This window comes from Flavobacterium sp., assembly GCF_017744675.1.
Classification (GTDB): Bacteria; Bacteroidota; Bacteroidia; order Flavobacteriales; family Flavobacteriaceae; genus Flavobacterium.
The window spans coordinates 619,337-636,580 of record NZ_JAGIAV010000001.1 but is presented as its reverse complement, the minus strand read 5'-3'; the positions used below and the strand labels follow the sequence as shown (position 1 = coordinate 636,580).

General features: G+C 33.9%; 21 protein-coding genes. 20 read left to right on the top strand and 1 reads right to left on the bottom strand.

What is annotated here, in order from left to right; all coding sequences use genetic code 11:
- The first annotated feature begins 98 nt into the window (after window positions 1-98).
- The 17 genes from hutH to J7574_RS02705 all read left to right on the top strand — a co-directional run bounded on the left by hutH (window position 99) and on the right by J7574_RS02705 (window position 15,294).
- Window positions 99-1,619 (top strand): histidine ammonia-lyase, encoded by a 1,521-nt coding sequence (hutH, locus tag J7574_RS02785; protein ID WP_290963899.1) that lies wholly within the window; start codon window positions 99-101, stop codon window positions 1,617-1,619.
- Between the two features lie 39 nt (window positions 1,620-1,658).
- Window positions 1,659-2,870: a WG repeat-containing protein gene (locus tag J7574_RS02780; protein ID WP_290963896.1), complete on the top strand. Its 1,212-nt coding sequence runs from the start codon at window positions 1,659-1,661 to the stop codon at window positions 2,868-2,870.
- Window positions 2,871-2,965: 95 nt separating this feature from the next.
- On the top strand, window positions 2,966-3,697 hold the full coding sequence (gene fabG, locus J7574_RS02775; protein WP_290963893.1) for a 3-oxoacyl-ACP reductase FabG: 732 nt from the start codon (window positions 2,966-2,968) through the stop codon (window positions 3,695-3,697).
- A 199-nt stretch (window positions 3,698-3,896) separates the two neighbouring features.
- Window positions 3,897-5,132 carry a beta-ketoacyl synthase gene (locus J7574_RS02770; RefSeq protein ID WP_290963891.1) on the top strand — a complete coding sequence of 412 codons (1,236 nt, stop codon included), beginning with the start codon at window positions 3,897-3,899 and terminating at the stop codon, window positions 5,130-5,132.
- Window positions 5,125-5,379, top strand: coding sequence for an acyl carrier protein (locus J7574_RS02765; protein WP_290963888.1), 255 nt, complete (start codon window positions 5,125-5,127; stop codon window positions 5,377-5,379). Before J7574_RS02770 ends, J7574_RS02765 begins: the two co-directional genes overlap by 8 nt.
- Window positions 5,379-6,260: a lipid A biosynthesis acyltransferase gene (locus J7574_RS02760; RefSeq protein ID WP_290963886.1), complete on the top strand. Its 882-nt coding sequence runs from the start codon at window positions 5,379-5,381 to the stop codon at window positions 6,258-6,260. Before J7574_RS02765 ends, J7574_RS02760 begins: the two co-directional genes overlap by 1 nt.
- A gap of 373 nt (window positions 6,261-6,633) precedes the next feature.
- The gene (locus J7574_RS02755; RefSeq protein WP_290963884.1) at window positions 6,634-7,536 is read left to right on the top strand and encodes a dialkylrecorsinol condensing enzyme DarA; all 903 of its coding nucleotides are present in this window, start codon (window positions 6,634-6,636) and stop codon (window positions 7,534-7,536) included.
- A 17-nt stretch (window positions 7,537-7,553) separates the two neighbouring features.
- Window positions 7,554-8,687 carry a beta-ketoacyl-ACP synthase III gene (locus tag J7574_RS02750; RefSeq protein WP_290963882.1) on the top strand — a complete coding sequence of 378 codons (1,134 nt, stop codon included), beginning with the start codon at window positions 7,554-7,556 and terminating at the stop codon, window positions 8,685-8,687.
- Window positions 8,687-9,118, top strand: a complete 432-nt coding sequence (locus J7574_RS02745; protein WP_290963878.1) for a hypothetical protein — start codon at window positions 8,687-8,689, stop codon at window positions 9,116-9,118. The genes J7574_RS02750 and J7574_RS02745 overlap by 1 nt, the downstream gene beginning before the upstream one ends.
- 8 nt (window positions 9,119-9,126) lie before the next feature.
- Window positions 9,127-9,594: an ABC transporter permease gene (locus tag J7574_RS02740; RefSeq protein WP_290963874.1), complete on the top strand. Its 468-nt coding sequence runs from the start codon at window positions 9,127-9,129 to the stop codon at window positions 9,592-9,594.
- A gap of 29 nt (window positions 9,595-9,623) precedes the next feature.
- A complete protein-coding gene (locus J7574_RS02735; RefSeq protein WP_290963871.1) occupies window positions 9,624-10,028 on the top strand; it encodes a hypothetical protein in 405 nt (134 codons plus the stop codon).
- Window positions 10,029-11,027, top strand: a complete 999-nt coding sequence (locus tag J7574_RS02730) for a BtrH N-terminal domain-containing protein (protein WP_290963868.1) — start codon at window positions 10,029-10,031, stop codon at window positions 11,025-11,027.
- A gap of 63 nt (window positions 11,028-11,090) precedes the next feature.
- The gene (locus J7574_RS02725) at window positions 11,091-11,789 is read left to right on the top strand and encodes an ABC transporter ATP-binding protein (RefSeq protein WP_290963865.1); all 699 of its coding nucleotides are present in this window, start codon (window positions 11,091-11,093) and stop codon (window positions 11,787-11,789) included.
- Complete coding sequence (locus J7574_RS02720) at window positions 11,779-13,062, top strand: ABC transporter permease (protein WP_290963863.1); 1,284 nt, start codon at window positions 11,779-11,781, stop codon at window positions 13,060-13,062. Before J7574_RS02725 ends, J7574_RS02720 begins: the two co-directional genes overlap by 11 nt.
- A complete protein-coding gene (locus J7574_RS02715) occupies window positions 13,037-13,486 on the top strand; it encodes a thioesterase family protein (RefSeq protein WP_290963861.1) in 450 nt (149 codons plus the stop codon). The genes J7574_RS02720 and J7574_RS02715 overlap by 26 nt, the downstream gene beginning before the upstream one ends.
- Window positions 13,456-14,037 carry a hypothetical protein gene (locus tag J7574_RS02710; protein ID WP_290963858.1) on the top strand — a complete coding sequence of 194 codons (582 nt, stop codon included), beginning with the start codon at window positions 13,456-13,458 and terminating at the stop codon, window positions 14,035-14,037. Before J7574_RS02715 ends, J7574_RS02710 begins: the two co-directional genes overlap by 31 nt.
- Window positions 14,038-14,154: 117 nt before the next feature.
- Window positions 14,155-15,294: a beta-ketoacyl synthase N-terminal-like domain-containing protein gene (locus J7574_RS02705; RefSeq protein WP_290963856.1), complete on the top strand. Its 1,140-nt coding sequence runs from the start codon at window positions 14,155-14,157 to the stop codon at window positions 15,292-15,294.
- 12 nt (window positions 15,295-15,306) lie between these two features.
- Here J7574_RS02705 and J7574_RS02700 read toward each other — a convergent pair whose 3' ends face one another.
- Window positions 15,307-15,492, bottom strand: a complete 186-nt coding sequence (locus J7574_RS02700) for a hypothetical protein (protein WP_201999162.1) — start codon at window positions 15,490-15,492, stop codon at window positions 15,307-15,309.
- A gap of 71 nt (window positions 15,493-15,563) precedes the next feature.
- On the opposite strand from J7574_RS02700, the gene J7574_RS02695 reads away from it, so the two are divergent.
- From J7574_RS02695 to J7574_RS02685, 3 genes are read left to right on the top strand one after another with little or no spacing between them, the layout of a single operon-like run.
- Window positions 15,564-16,247, top strand: coding sequence for a hypothetical protein (locus tag J7574_RS02695; RefSeq protein WP_290963846.1), 684 nt, complete (start codon window positions 15,564-15,566; stop codon window positions 16,245-16,247).
- A 21-nt stretch (window positions 16,248-16,268) separates the two neighbouring features.
- The gene (locus J7574_RS02690; RefSeq protein ID WP_290965408.1) at window positions 16,269-16,886 is read left to right on the top strand and encodes a 3-oxoacyl-ACP synthase; all 618 of its coding nucleotides are present in this window, start codon (window positions 16,269-16,271) and stop codon (window positions 16,884-16,886) included.
- A gap of 2 nt (window positions 16,887-16,888) precedes the next feature.
- Complete coding sequence (locus J7574_RS02685) at window positions 16,889-17,146, top strand: phosphopantetheine-binding protein (protein ID WP_026727250.1); 258 nt, start codon at window positions 16,889-16,891, stop codon at window positions 17,144-17,146.
- Window positions 17,147-17,244: the final 98 nt, after the last annotated feature.

Below are 17,244 nucleotides of genomic sequence, written 5' to 3'. Positions count from 1 at the left end.
AGAATTATTATCATTAATTAACCTACATTTGCCATCATCAAAATAACTACATTTATTTTGATAAATAAAATTAAATTAGCACAACCAAAATTGATTTGATGAATACAATAAATGAATATTTAAGTTTAGCCGAATTTGAAGCCATAATCTTCGGAAAAAGCAAAGTTGCGATAAGCGATGTGGTTTTAAATCGAGTAAACGAAAGTTTTAATTTCTTAAAAGAATTCTCAGGAAATAAAGTTATATATGGCGTAAACACAGGGTTTGGTCCAATGGCTCAATATAGAATTAAAGAGTCAGATCAAATTCAATTGCAATACAATTTAATTAGAAGCCACTCATCTGGAACAGGAAAACCTTTAAATGCTGAGTGTGCAAAAGCTGCAATTTTAGCACGATTAAATACACTTTCTTTAGGAAATTCAGGAGTGCATTCTTCTGTTATTCATTTAATGGCAGAATTAATCAATCGAGACATTACACCTTTAATTTTTGAACACGGCGGTGTGGGTGCCAGCGGAGACTTGGTACAGCTATCACATTTGGCTTTGGTTTTAATCGGAGAAGGCGAAGTTTTTTATAAAGGAGAAAGAAGACCAACTGCAGAAGTTTTCGAAATTGAAGGTTTAAAACCAATTCAAGTAGAAATTAGAGAAGGTCTGGCCTTGATCAACGGAACTTCTGTAATGACGGGAATTGGAGTGGTAAATGTGCATTATGCAAAAAAATTATTAGATTGGTCGGTAAAAGCTTCTTGTGCAATTAACGAATTAGTTCAGGCTTACGACGATCATTTCTCTGAAGAATTAAATCAGACTAAACGTCATAAAGGACAACAGGAAGTTGCAGAAAGAATGAGAAAAAATCTTTCTGACAGTACGTTGATCCGTAAAAGAGAAGACCACTTATATTCTGGCGAAAACACCGAAGAAATCTTCAAAGAAAAAGTTCAGGAATATTATTCATTACGTTGCGTTCCTCAAATTCTAGGACCAGTTTTAGAAACAATAAATAATGTAGCTTCTATTCTAGAAGACGAATTTAACTCGGCAAACGATAATCCAATTATTGACGTAAAAAACAAACACGTTTACCACGGCGGAAATTTCCACGGAGATTATATTTCGCTTGAAATGGATAAACTGAAAATTGTTATTACCAAATTAACAATGTTGGCAGAACGTCAATTGAATTATTTATTGAATTCAAAAATCAACGAAATTTTGCCTCCTTTTGTAAACTTAGGAACATTAGGATTTAATTTCGGAATGCAAGGTGTTCAGTTCGTTGCGACTTCAACAACTGCAGAAAACCAAATGTTATCAAATCCAATGTACGTTCACAGTATCCCGAACAACAATGACAATCAAGATATTGTAAGCATGGGAACAAATGCGGCGGTGATTACATCAAAAGTGATCGAAAACTCATTCGAAGTTTTAGCTATCGAATTAATTACAATTGTTCAGGCAATTGATTATTTGAAACAAAAAGATCAAATTTCGTCTACGACAAAAAAATGGTATGACGATATCAGAAATATAATTCCAGAATTCAAAGAAGATCAGGTAATGTATCCTTTTGTTCAAAAAGTAAAAGATTATCTGATAAACAGTTAAAAATCTTTAATTTAAGTATTAATATTGAATCTTAAAACCATGAAAAAATCACTTGTATTTTTATTGCTATCCTGCATTCAATTTGTTAATAGCCAAGAACTAGCATTAGTTAAGAAAAATTCCAAAATTGGATATCTTTCTAAAGACGGATCTTTTAAAATAGAACCTCAATACAAATCTGCCAGAAGTTTTTCTGAAGGTTTAGCTGCTGTTGAAAACGGCGGAAAATGGGGATTTATAGATGCAAAAGGCACTTGGGTAATTCCAGCAGATTTTAAAGATGCTAAAGACTTTAATAACGGAATCGCAATTGTACAAAAAGACAAAGATTGGGTTTACATTAATACTAAAGGAGAAATTCAAAAAGCACCAGCTTCTGAAAAATTATTTGATTTTAATGATGGCGTTGCTTTTATCAGACAAAACAATAAAGTGGGTCTGATCAATAACAAAATGGCGATTGTTTTAGAACCAAAATACGATCAGATCAAACCTTTTGAAAATGGTTATGCTAGAGTAGAACTAAACAAAAACTGGGGAATCATCAATACCGAAGGAAAAGAATTGGTAGAACCTGTTTATGCAGAAGTTGGAAATTATTTTAAAGGTACAACTTGGGCCAGAAAAGATAAAACTTTTGGCCTTGTGAGCGGAGGAAAATTTATTCCGGTTGATGGTGCCGAAAAAATTTGGGATTTTGAAACTCAAGATTTGACTTTCGCCAAAAAGAACGGAAAAATCGGATACATTGATTTAAAAGGAAATTGGGCTATTCTTCCTATTTATGATAAAGGAAAAGCGTTCTCAAAAAATCTGGCTCCAGTTTTGGTTGGAAAAAAATGGGGATTCATCAATCCAGAAGGAAAATTTGTTATTGAACCAACTTACAATGATGCAGAAGTTTTCAGTACAAACGGTCTGGCTCCAGTAAAAGAAAGCAATTGGGGATTTATCAATGAATCTGGAAAACTGGTAATTCCAACACAATACGGCATAACGACAAATGCCATTATCGCAATGTTTACACAACAAGATAAAGGATTTATTGATGGTGTTGCGAGAGTAAAAAACGAAGGGAAATGGGGATTTTTAAAACCTGACGGAACTGTTTTAGCCAACCAATGGTTTGAAAATGCGGAATTATTCTCTAAAAACACAGAAAAACCTCAACCAGTGGCTGCTGTTTCTGCCGAAAAACCAAAACAAGAAACCAAGTCAGCGGCAAAACCAGCACCGAAAAAAAAGAAATAGTATTTATTCTCCGAAATAAATTATAAAATTTGCAAGATGAAATCGCTCTTTAAAATGTGATTTCATCTTGCTAATAAATAAAACCAACCTTATAAATGAAATGTGTATTAGTAACAGGCGGTTCTAGAGGAATTGGAAGTGCGATTTGTAAAAAACTAGCCGTAGAATCCGATTATCATATTCTGATTAATTATCATTCGAATAAAACAGCTGCCGAAGAAACATTACAAGAAGTGCAAAAATTAGGAGCAACAGGAGAAATCTTAGGTTTTGATGTTTCTAATTTTGAAGAAGTGCAAAATGTTTTAACCGCTTGGCAGGACGCCAATCCTGAAAAATTGGTTGAAGCAATTGTAAACAATGCCGGAATCACAAAAGACGGTCTTTTTATGTGGATGACTCCAGAAGATTGGAACGGCGTTATGAATACTAGCGTTAATGGTTTCTTTAATGTTACTCAGTTTTTCATTCAAAAAATGTTACGCAACAAATATGGCCGAATCGTAAACATGGTTTCGGTTTCTGGAGTAAAAGGAACTGCAGGACAAGCCAATTATTCGGCGGCAAAAGGGGCGATTGTAGCAGCAACCAAAGCTTTGGCTCAAGAAGTTGCGAAAAGAAATATTACGGTAAATGCTGTGGCTCCAGGTTTTATTAGAACCGACATGACAAGTCAGCTGGACGAAAAAGAATTGCTGAAACTAATTCCGGTAAATCGTTTTGGCGAAGCCGAAGAAGTGGCAGATTTGGTAAGCTTTTTGATTTCTAAAAAAGCAAGCTATATTACAGGAGAAATTATTAATATAAACGGCGGAATATATTCTTAAGAATTTCTCCAATGTTTGCGAGGTTCAATAAAGTTTTTACGTCGAAAATTGCTCGCAAAGACGCAGAGTCACAAAGTTTTTAAGCAAAAAGACTTTAAAGAATATACTTTGCGCCTTTGCGAGATTAAAAAAATAAAAACTTTGTGCCTTTTGATTAAAAAATTACACTTTAAGGATAAAAAATTACTTTTGAAAGACGATGAATAGAAGAGTTGTAATTACTGGAATGGGAATTTATTCTTGTATCGGAACTTCTTTAGACGAAGTAAAAGATTCGTTGTATGAAGGAAAATCTGGTATTCAGTTTGATTCTGAACGTAAAGAATTTGGTTTTCAATCAGCCTTAACAGGAATGGTTCCGAAAGCCGATCTTAAAAATTTATTGACTAGAAGACAACGTATGAGCATCGGCGAAGAGACCGAGTATGCTTATATGGCCACTATAGAAGCGCTTAAAAATGCCAACATCGACGATGCTTTTTTTGACAATCACGAAGTAGGCATTATGTACGGAAACGACTCTGTTTCTAAAGCCATCATTGATGCAACAGATATTGTTCGAGAGAAAAAAGACACTGCCCTTATTGGTTCTGGCGCTATTTTTAAATCAATGAATTCTACGGTAACGATGAATCTTTCTACGATTTTTAAACTTCGCGGCATCAATCTTACCGTTAGTGCGGCCTGTGCGAGCGGTTCTCACTCTATTGGTTTGGCTTACTTTTTAATTAAAAGCGGTTTTCAAGACATCGTTATTACAGGCGGAGCTCAGGAAATCAACAAATATGCGATGAGCAGTTTTGACGGATTAGGTGTTTTCTCTAACCGTGAAGGCGATCCAACAAAAGCATCGAGACCTTTTGATGCTGATCGAGACGGATTAATTCCGAGTGGCGGCGGGGCAACTTTAATCTTAGAAAGTTATGAATCTGCCATTGCTCGTGGTGCCAATATTATTGCAGAAATTGGCGGTTACGGATTTTCGTCAAACGGCGGACATATCTCAACTCCAAACGTAGAAGGCCCTGCAATAGCTATGAAACGTGCATTAGATGATGCCCAATTACAAGCATCAGATATCGAATATATTAATGCTCATGCAACTTCAACGCCAGTTGGAGATGCCAATGAAGCAAAAGCTATTTTTGAAGTTTTTGGAGAAAAAAATCCTCCTGTAAGCTCTACAAAATCAATGACAGGCCACGAATGCTGGATGGCGGGAGCCAGCGAAATCATTTATTCTATCCTAATGATGCAGCACGATTTTATCGCGCCAAACATCAATTTGGAAAACCCAGATGAAGATGCGTCAAAATTAAATTTAGTTAAAACTACGTTAAACAAAAAATTTGACATATTTTTGTCCAATTCTTTCGGGTTCGGAGGAACCAACTCTGCGTTGGTGGTTAAAAAGTTTAAATTGAACAATGAATAAAGAAGAGATTATAGCAAAAATTAATGGTTTTTTAGTTGATGAATTTGAAGTTGATAATGATGACATAGAACCAAATGCTAATTTAAAAGATACACTTGGGTTAGACAGTCTGGATTATGTTGATTTGGTGGTTTCAATAGAGGCAAACTTTAGTGTAAAACTAGTTGAAGCAGATTTTGTTGGAATTTCTGATTTTCAAAGTTTCTATGATTTAATCGAAAACAAAATCAAAGCCAAGTCAGCTTAATGAGTCAATGGGACGGCAAATCAAAAGGGACTGTTTTAGGTTATAGAATATTCGTTTTTTTGATTAAAAAAGCGGGTGTAAAAGCGGCTTATGTCTTACTATATTTTGTTGCTTCTTATTATTTTCTATTTCTAAGAAAAAGCAACAAAGCCATTTTCTACTATTTTAAAGAACGGCTTCAACATTCCTATTTCAAATCCAAAAAAATGGTTTTCAAAAGCTATTATACTTTTGGACAGACCATTATTGATAAAGTTTCTATTTCTGCTGGAATGCGAAACAGATTCACCTACGAATTTGACGGAATCGAAACGCTTAAAAAACTGTTAGCTGAGAAAAAAGGCGGCGTGCTGATTAGTGCGCATGTTGGTAATTTTGAAATTGCTGAACATTTTTTTGGAGAAATCGATCTTGATTTCCAAATCAATCTTGTTACAACAGATTTAGAACATTCTGCTATTAAGAATTATCTGGAAAGCATTTCTCAAAAACCTACCGTAAAATTTATCATAATAAAAGAAGACCTTTCTCATATTTTTGAGATCAATGCCGCATTGGCCAATAATGAATTAATCTGCTTTACTGGCGATCGTTATTTTGAAGGAACAAAATCTCTTTCAGAAAATCTTTTGGGCAAAGAAGCCAACTTTCCTGCGGGTCCGTTTTTAATTGCTTCAAGATTAAAAGTCCCAGTAGTTTTTGTTTATGTAATGAAAGAACCAAACTTGCATTACCACTTATATGCAAGAGAAGCTGAAGTAAAACATCGCGACGAAAAAGCCCTTTTAAAAGAATATGTAAAAAGTGTCGAAAGCATTCTGCATCGATATCCGTTGCAATGGTTCAATTATTTTGATTTTTGGAACGATATAAAGTCTTAATTTTTTTAGCCACGACCCGAGCGATAGCGAACTGGCGAAGCAATTCACGAATTTTATCTAACTATTTGGGGCGAATATTTTTGTCTCTTAATTTCACTAATTTTTTCTTAATGTAATATCCTTTGCATAAATAATAATTCGTGAAATTAACGACGGTTTATAATTTCTTCAAAATCATCAGTACAGTATTTAAAATAATTCGTGAATTCGTGGCGAAAAAAATTTCAGCAAACCATCATCACCGCAATATTTTGAATAATTCGTGATCCCGATAGCTATCGGGAGTGGCTAATAAAAAACCATTGGTCGAAATAAGAAAATTCGTTTAAATAAATTTACTTATTTTTGCTGACCACCAAAGCCAAAAAACCTAATGAAAAATGTTCTCGTAATTTATTATTCTCAGTCTGGACAGCTAGAATCTATTGCAAGAAATATTGCAAAACCATTTCTAAATTCGGAGGAAATAAATCTTACTTTCCACGAAATACAATTAGAGAAACCATTTCCTTTTCCGTGGAATAAAGATTCTTTTTTTGATGCTTTCCCAGAATCTTTTTTACAGATTCCGACTGCATTAAAACCAGTTCCAGAAGAAATTTTAAATACAAAATTTGACCTGGTATTATTTCATTATCAGGTTTGGTATTTGTCGCCGTCAATTCCGATTAATTCATTCTTGAAAAGCGATGATGCCAAGAAAATTTTAAACAATACTCCTGTTATTACCATTAGCGGATCTAGAAATATGTGGATCATGGCACAGGAAAAGATTAAAGTTTTATTGCGAAAAGCCAATGCCAATTTGGTTGGAAACGTAGCGTTGGTCGATCGCGTTGGAAATTTAATCAGTGTTATAACCATTGTAGAATGGATGTTTTCTGGAGTAAAGAAAAAGTATTTAGGCATTTTTCCGCTTCCAGGAGTTTCAGAAAAAGATATAGAAGAATCAAGCCAGTTCGGAGAAATCATGCTCGATTCTTTACAGCGAAACAATTTAGCCCAATTACAGCCAAAATTGGTCAATGCTGGTGCAGTAAAAATAAGTTCATATTTAGTGACTGTTGACAAAACGGCCAATAAAATTTTCAATAAGTGGTCAAACATCATTTATAAAAATCAAAAAAACCGAAAACAGTTACTTAAAGTATTTAATGTTTATTTATTCCTTGCGATATGGTTAATTTCGCCAATAGTGTATATATTGCACCTTATTACCTATCCGCTTAAGTTAAAAACTATAAAAAAGGAAACTCAATATTATCAGGGAGTTTAGAAGACGAAATTTAGATTATGTTTGAAGTATATATTACAAAAGCTGCAAAATATTTGCCAAACGAAGCCGTTTCTAATGATGAAATGGAAGCCTACTTAGGCCTTATCAACGATACTGCTTCTAAAGCAAGACGCATTATTTTGCGCAACAACAAAATTACAAGCCGATATTACGCTGTTGACAAAGAAGGAAAAAGCACGCACAGCAATGCCGAATTGACAAGAAATGCCATTTTACCATTATTCGACGAAAATTTTACGCCTCAAGATGTAGAAGTACTTTCATGCGGAACCTCAACTCCAGATATTTTTCTGCCTTCGCACGCTGCGATGGTTCACGGTCTGCTAAAAAACAAATCGGTAGAATTAAACTCTTCAACGGGAGTTTGTTGCGCTGGAATGAACTCTCTTAAATTTGGCTTTCTTTCTGTTAGATCTGGAAATTCAAAAAATGCAATCTGCACAGGATCTGAAAAAGTTTCGACTTGGCTGAATGCCCAAAAATACAATCACGAAGCTGATAATTTAAAAAGCCTGGAAGAACAGCCAATTATTGCATTTAAAAAAGATTTCCTTCGCTGGATGTTATCAGATGGTGCTGGAGCTTTTTTATTAGAAAATAAACCAAGAGGACCTATTTCGCTAAAAATTGAATGGATGGAAGCTTTTTCGTATGCTTACGAATTAGAAACTTGCATGTATGCTGGAGGCGATAAATTGGAAAACGGAGAAATTAAAGGCTGGAGTGATTATTCTCCAGAACAATGGCTAAACGAGTCTGTTTTCTCCATTAAACAAGACGTTAAATTATTAGACGAATTTATCCTGACAAAAGGTGCCGAAAGCATGAAAGATGCCATGGATAAAAACAATATAAAATCGGAAGACATCAATTTCTTTATTCCTCACGTTTCTTCTAACTTTTTTGTGGAAGGACTGAAAAAAGGATTAACTGAAAAAGGTATCGGAATGAGTGATGACAAATGGTTCATGAATCTTTCTAGAGTTGGAAACGTAGGCTCTGCTTCTATCTACCTAGCTCTTGAAGAATTGATGAATTCAGGGAAGCTGAAAAAAGGAGATAAAATTTTATTATCTGTTCCAGAAAGCGGAAGATTCTCTTTCGCGTATGCATATCTAACAGTTTGCTAATGGAGACAATGGCACTTCTAGAAAAAGAAATGGTAGAAAATTTACTGCCGCAAAAATTCCCTTTTGTGATGGTAGATGCTATGCATTCTTATTCCGAAACTTCTTTGGTTTCTGGTTTAGAAATTAAGAGCGATAATATTTTTGTTGCTGAAAATACTTTTCTGGAAGCAGGATTAATAGAACACATGGCACAATCTGTGGCATTGCATACGGGTTATCAATATTTTTTGAGAAACGAAATTGCTCCAACGGGCTACATTGGTTCTATTAAAGAAATTGAAATTAAAAAGCTACCAAAAGTAAACGACAACATTCAGTCTGAAGTAACGATTCTACAGGAATTTGCTGGAATTACTTTGGTTGATATTGTGACGACTTTAAATAATGAAGAAATTGCCAGAGGGCAAATGAAAACCGTTTTGGCAAAATAACAACAATAATGAAAACAACTTCTGCTGTCGACATACAAAATTATTTACCGCACCGAGCACCAATGCTTATGGTGGATTTGATTTTGAATATCGATTCAACTTCAGTAGAAACTGTTTTTCTTATTAAAGGCGACAATATTTTTGTTCAAAAGAATGTTTTTAATGAGGCTGGCTTAATCGAAAATACCGCTCAGACATGTTCGGCAATTGTTGGAAAAAAATACTTTTTTGACGACAACGGACTAGAAAATGAAAACGTAAATGTAATTGGATTTATCAGTGCTTTGAAAAATGTAAAAATTCATGCATTACCAAAAGTCGGTGATTCTATTATAACCAAAGCCGATTTGGTTTCTAAATTTACCGGAGACGATTACACTTTATGCACCATGAGCTGCAAAAGCTTACTTGGAGAGCAGATACTCTTAGAATGCGAAATTAATTTGTTCATTCAGAAAACAATTTCGGTTTCTTAACAATTCCACTTGAAAATAATAACTAGGTAATGGAAAAAGATAAAGTACCTCAGGATCAAAGCAACTTAACGAAAAATAACGTAAAAGAGCTTTTGTACGCAACTGATGAAAATGGCAATTATACCACAACATTAAGTACGGGATGGGAACCTAAAACAATAGCGCTTTCAAATTCTATTGACGAAATAAACGAAAGAATTGCCGATGCCAAACAACAAGTTTTGGATGGCGAAGTGAGTCCGATTGTGTACTTTATGGAAGTCAGCAAAATGGATCTTACTATTCTATCCAGTTATGTCGGATTTTGGAAATGGCGTGTAAAAAGACATTTTAAACCGAATGTTTTTGCGAAACTAAACGACAAAATCCTTAAAAAATACGCTGATGCTTTTGGAGTATCAATCGAAGAATTAAAAAACAGCATTACCAAATAAATGGAATTAACTTTCACACATCATCAGTCTGCTCATTGCGAGAATGGAGTAGCGTCGAATCTGCTAAAAAATAGCGGACTAAACATTAGCGAACCGATGGTTTTTGGTATTGGCTCTGGGTTATTTTTTGTATACCTGCCTTTTATAAAAGTTAATCATGCCCCAGCAATTAGTTATAGAACTTTGCCTGGACAGATTTTCAATAAAGTTGCCAATCGTTTACATTTAAAAATAAAAAGACAAAAATTTTCTTCTGTAGCAAATGCGAATAAAGCTTTAGACGAAAATTTAAAAAATAATATTCCAACAGGATTGCAAGTTGGAGTTTACAATTTAAGTTATTTTCCAGACGAATATCGTTTTCATTTCAACGCGCACAATTTAGTCGTTTACGGGAAAACCGAAACCGAATATTTAGTGAGCGATCCTGTTATGGAAACCGTTACGACTTTAACTTACGAAGACATGAATAAAGTACGTTTTGCCAAAGGAGCTTTTGCGCCTCGCGGACAAATGTATTATCCAATTCAGATTCCACAAAATGTTGACCTAAAAAGCGCCATCATTAAAGGAATCAAAAATACGTGCCGAGACATGTTGGCGCCAATGCCAATAGTTGGTGTTCGCGGCATTAAAATGGTTTCTCGCCAAATTAGAAAATGGCCTAAAAAGCACGGAGTCAGAAAAGCCAATCACTACTTGGCCCAAATGGTTCGTATGCAGGAAGAAATTGGTACTGGGGGCGGTGGTTTCCGTTTTATTTATGCGGCATTTTTACAGGAAGCTTCTGTTATTTTGGGTAACGAAGAACTGAAAGAACTTTCTAAAGAAATGACTCAAATTGGAGATTCATGGCGCGATTTTGCTGTTGAAGCTTCGCGTATTTATAAAAACAGAAGTGCCAAAGAAGATGCTTACAACACTATTGCCGATGAACTTTTGGACATTGCTAATAGAGAAGAAATCTTTTTCAAAAAATTAAAAAAAGCGATTAGCTAAAATCATATTTTGCAGTCTATCATTCAAATAGAATCCCTTTCGAAAAAGTACAAAAATGCAGAAATGTATTCTTTGAACAATGTTTCGCTCCATATAAATGAAGGTCAGATTTTTGGTTTGCTTGGTCCAAACGGCGCTGGAAAAACCACTTTGATTTCTATGCTTTGCGGATTGGTAAAACCAACATCAGGACATTTTACAATTGATGGTTTAGAATATCAGCATCATTCCTCAAAAATCAAAAAAATCATAGGCGTTGTTCCGCAAGAATATGCCTTATATCCGACTTTAACAGCCAGAGAAAATCTGCTTTATTTTGGAAGCATGTACGGTTTGAAAGGTTCTGATTTGAAAGACAAAGTGATTGAAGCTTTGGATCTTTTGGGTTTATTGAAATTTGCCGACAAACAAGTTCAGACTTTTTCGGGCGGAATGAAACGCCGTGTCAATCTCATCGCAGGAATTCTTCATAATCCGAAAGTTTTGTTTTTGGACGAGCCAACTGTTGGGGTCGATGTGCATTCTAAAGCTGCCATTATCGATTATTTAAAAGCTTTAAATCAAAAAGGAACGACCATTATTTATACGTCACATCATTTGGCTGAAGCCGAAGATTTCTGTACGCAAATTGCGATTTTAGATCAAGGACAAATTTATGCGCAAGACACTCCGTCGGCATTAATTGAAGCTACAAAAGATGCCCGAAATCTCGAAGATGTTTTTATTTCATTAACTGGTAAAGCGTTGAGAGATGATATATAAAATTTGGATGTCGGTAGTAAAAGAATTCCTTTTGCTAAAAAGAGATTTAGGCGGACTGATTATTTTATTTGTCATGCCGTTGGTTTTGGTCATCGCTGTAACCTTAATTCAAGACAGCACTTTTAAAGCCGTAACCGATTCTAAAATTCAGATTCTTTTGGTCGATAAAGACAAAGGATCTGTTTCTAAAACTGTTTTTGAAAATTTAGAAAAAAGCAAATATTTTACCGTTGTAACACAAATTGACAACAAACCGATTACCGAAGAAGTTGCCAAAGAAAATGTATACAAAGGAAAATTTCAGTTGGCAATTATAATTCCTGAAAATCTAAGTTCTGATTTACAAGCTAAAGTCGATCAGAATGTAGAAAAAATCGTCAGCAATTTAGGTTTGACTGATAGCACTGCAACTGCCGAACCTCGACGTGTTATTAAAGAAAAAGAAGTAAAACTGTATTTTGATCCAGCCGTTCAAATGAGTTTTAAAAATGCAGTGATGAGTTCAATCGACAAAATGATTTCGCAGATTGAAACCAAATCGATTTATTCGACTTTTCAAAAACAATTAGGAGAAGAAACAATCGATTTTGAACAGAAAAACTTCATTACTTTCAAAGAAATAATTCCGAGAATCAACAACAAAGAAGTTCGACCAAATTCGGTGCAGCATAATGTTCCGGCGTGGACACTTTTTGCGATCTTTTTTATTGTGATTCCGTTATCGATCAATATTGTAAAAGAAAAATCACAAGGAACTTTTGTTCGATTGAGAACCAATCCTGTTTCTAATTTAATTGTGATTATTGGAAAAACCATCACCTACTCGATCATTTGTATGATTCAGTTTTATATGATGGTTGCCGTTGCCGTTTTCTTATTTCCATCCATCGGATTGCCTTCTTTAAATATCGAAGGACATTTCTTTTTGACCAGCGTTGTGGCATTATTTTCAGGTTTTGCAGCAATCGGCTTCGGAATTTTACTAGGAACCGTCGCAAGCACGCAAGAACAATCTGCTCCTTTTGGCGCCACAAGTGTCATTATTTTGGCTGCAATTGGAGGCGTTTGGGTTCCTGTTTTTGCCATGCCAAAAATCATGCAGTATATCGCAAAATCGTCTCCAATGAATTGGGGATTAGAAGCTTTTTACGATGTATTGCTTCGAAACGTTTCTTTCCTAGAAATCATTCCAAGAATAACTTTATTATTTTTGTTTTTCATTATTACAACTTCCATCGCATTATTTTATGATAAAAAGAAAAGAGCAGTTTAAAGAAGCTACAGATCTAACCGTTTCTCACGAAATTAGGATTCGTTTTAACGAAACAGATCCGCTTGGAATTGTTTGGCACGGCAATTATATCACGTATTTCGAAGATGGACGAGAAGCGTTTGGCCGCCAGCACGGACTTACTTATTTGGATATTGCCAAAACGGGTTACACCACGCCGATTGTAAAATCGACTTGCGAACATAAATTGTCTTTGCGTTATGGTGATGTGGTAACAATTGAAACAACGGTTGTGGACACACCAGCCGCCAAAATGATTTATCGTTTTAAAATTATTGATGATAAAGGAGAAGTGGCCTGCACAGGCGAAACAACTCAGGTTTTTTTAGATAAAGATGGAAATTTAATGCTGACGAATCCTCCTTTTTATGAGGAATGGAAACGAAAAGTTGGGTTGTTGAAATAGTTTTTTTAGCCACGAATTCACGAATTAATATTCCTAAAATTTTAGATAATTTGAATACTAAAAAAGAAGTAACAGTAAAAGGATCTCTATTAAATTCAATTTTTGCAATAGTAATTTTTACTGCTATTCCATTTTTTATTTTTTGTAGTTTTTCAAATGAACTTCTTCATTGGAAGAAATTTAATTCAAATATTTTATACAATATCATCTTCTTTATATCCATTTTTATTGCTTTTTTAAGTTGGATTAATCTTTTTGACGATGATCCGATACTAAATTTTAATAGTAAAGGAATCTGGATGCGAAAATCAATCTTACCATTTTCTCCTTTAAAATTTTGGGATTGGAATCAGATTAAGTTTGTTGAATTAAGTACACGAAAAGAAAAAAGAGGAAGAAAAACGACAATTTTAGTTATTCACAGAAATGATTCAAAAACAAAAACAATAAATTTGGATGATCTAGATTATCCATCTGAAGAAATAATAGCAGTAGTTCGGGAGTTTTCTAATTTTCTAAACTATAAAGACAGAATGGAAGTTAGACAATAAAAGTAATTAAATCTGCCTAAGTCTGTAAAATCTGCGTGAGACCTTTTTTCAGATAAAGCTTAAAATAAACATACCTACAAGGTTTTAAAAACCTTGCAGGAGAAATCGAAATTTAAAATGTTAAGAGAAATATACATTACAGAAACGAATTGTGTTACGCCTTTAGGTTTTGATGTTCAATCGAACATTGAAGCGATTCTTCGTGGAGATTCTGGAATTCAGCTTCATAATGATATCTCTTTGATGCCAAATCCGTTTTATGCTTCGATTATCAGCGATGAAAAAATAAACAGTGCTTTTGCAAAAATCAGCACTGAAACAAAATATTCCCGTTTAGAAAAAATGATGATTTTGGCTTTAGAGCCGATTATCAAAAATTCTAAAGTCGAATTAAACTCAAAAACTGCTTTTATACTTTCTACTACAAAAGGAAATGTAACCGCTTTACAGCATAATTCAGAAGAAAGTTTTAACAACGCACATTTAGATGTTTTGGCAAAAAACGTTGCCGATTTCTTCAAGTTTAAAACACAGCCAATTGTCGTTTCAAATGCTTGCGTTTCTGGAATTTTAGCAGTTTCTGTTGCTAAAAGAATGATTCAATCTGAACTTTATGATAACATTTTTGTTGTGGCTGGCGACGAAGTTTCTGAATTTGTTTTGTCTGGTTTTAACGCTTTTCAAGCGATGAGCGAAGCACCTTGCAAACCGTATTCTAAAAATAGAACCGGTGTAAGTTTAGGCGAAGCGACTGCAGCTGTTTTAGTTTCGGCGAATCCGGCAACTGCTAAAATAAAAGCGATTGGCGACAGTTCGATAAACGACGCAAATCATATTTCGGGTCCTTCAAGAACAGGCGAAGGTTTGTTTAGAAGTATTCAGAATGCTTTGAAAGAAGCTCAAATTGAAGCGAACCAATTAGATTATATTTCAACCCACGGAACCGCAACTCCTTATAACGACGAAATGGAAGCGATTGCTTTAAATCGTCTGGATTTGCAAAATGTTCCTGTAAATAGTTTAAAAGGATTTTACGGTCACACCTTAGGCGCTTCGGGATTATTAGAAACAGTAATTGCGATAGAATCTGCCAATCAAAATATGCTTTTTGAATCAAAAGGTTTTGATGAAATCGGTGTAAGCGAATCTATCAATGTAATTGAGAAAAATGGAGAAAAAAATATTGAATATTTCCTGAAAACAGCTTCTGGTTTTGGAGGTTGTAATACGGCTGTGGTTTTTGAGAAAATGAAATAGATAATAACAAAACTATTTATTAAAGAATGCTGAACCATTTAATTCTCTTTCTTTTAAAATAGTATCAACAATTTTAATGATTTTAATTTTTGAAACATTTTGATTCTCTAAATTCATGGTAGAATATACAGTATCAACAAGCACTTTTGATAAAAAGCCTTTTTGTTTTAATACTGGATATTTTTCGTAGAATTTCATGAGATATCAAATCTATAAAATTTAATTCCAACTTGTAAATAAATCTTACAAGTTCAATAGTTAATTAAAAAATGAAGCTATCAAAATTCATATTTATAACACTCACCATTCTTTCATCTTTTGGATGTAAGAAGAAAGAAGTGCCTAAATCTGAATTTGAAAAAGAGGTTTTAAATACTGTTTTTGTCGAAATTGTGGATTCCATTTATATGGATCGGAGAATTATTTCTCCTCCACCTCCACCAAAATTCAATGAAAAAACAAATAAAGAAGACACAACAGGACATACTGCAGAATTAAAGAAGTACTGGCGTTATACAGACAGCATAAAAAATGACAAAAAAAGAATCTTATTAGGTGTTTATGATCATATTGGAAAGATTAGTTCTTTCGAAACAGAAATGATTTCTAAAGAAGTTGAGCTTTCAAAATTTTCATATGATACTTTAAAAGAAGGTGAAGAATTTAAATTTGATTTAAAACCATTTAAGAAGAATAAAAAGTTTCGTTTTGAAAGTACTTCCAAGTATCTTCATGAAAAAGAATGGAACTTAAACGATAACAGTAATTCTTTGATACCTGTTGGAACTATTTTTATATCCAGAATTCAATTTGATAAAACAAAAAAATCAGGAATTTTATCAGCTGGTGCTTCTTGTGGTGGTGGAAGATGCGGAAGAGGTTTTCTTATTTTAATAGAAAATAAAACCGGAAAATGGAGAGTAAATAAAATTATTCAAACTTGGGTTTCATAAATGAATCCATTATCAAAACAAATGACTCAAAACAAAACCAACATACAATCCTACATCAAAATCGAAAACAACGAAATTGTTTTGAACGGAACTTCTATTTTCAAAATTGAACCAACCGATTTTGCAGATTTTGCCAAACAAGCGTATCGTAATTTTGAAATGCAATATCCAAAGTTTTTCAAAATGGATGCTTTAAGCAAACTGGCTTTTTTAGGTTCAGAACTGCTTTTGAGTCCGATTACCTCAACGGAACAGGAAAATAATATCGCATTGGTTTTGGCGAATAAGTCTTCTAGCCTAGATACCGATGTAAAATACCAGGAATCCATTTCAGACAAAGAAAACTATTTTCCGAGTCCGGCAGTCTTTGTTTATACACTGCCAAATATTTGTTTGGGCGAAATAAGTATACGCCATCAGCTAAAAAGTGAAAATTCTTTTTTTATATTTGATGCTTTCAATTCTGAATTTTTGTTGAACTATTCTAGAATTTTGTTAAACACAAATAAAGCAGATTCAGTTCTTTGTGGTTGGGTAGAATTTTACAATGACAATTATAAAGCGTTTCTTTGCATCATCAGTAAAGAAGAAAACGAGAAATATACAAACGAAACTATCAATACATTATACAATAAATAAGCATGGAAGCATTAAAAGAAGAATTAAAAAATAAAATCATAACTACTTTAAACCTTGAAGATATCGCAATTGAAGACATTGCAGATAACGATCCTTTGTTTGGAGACGGTTTAGGTTTAGACTCGATTGATGCACTTGAATTGATCGTGATTTTAGATAAAGATTACGGAATTAAATTGGTTGACCCAAAAGAAGGAAAATCAATTTTCCAATCAATCGAAACGATGGCGGCTTACATTAGCGCTAACAGAACTAAATAAATTTTAGATTTCAGACTTTAGATTTTAGATTTCTTAAACCGAAATATTAAAATCTAATTCAGATACAACATCAACTTTGTCAAAGTTTTAAACTTTGA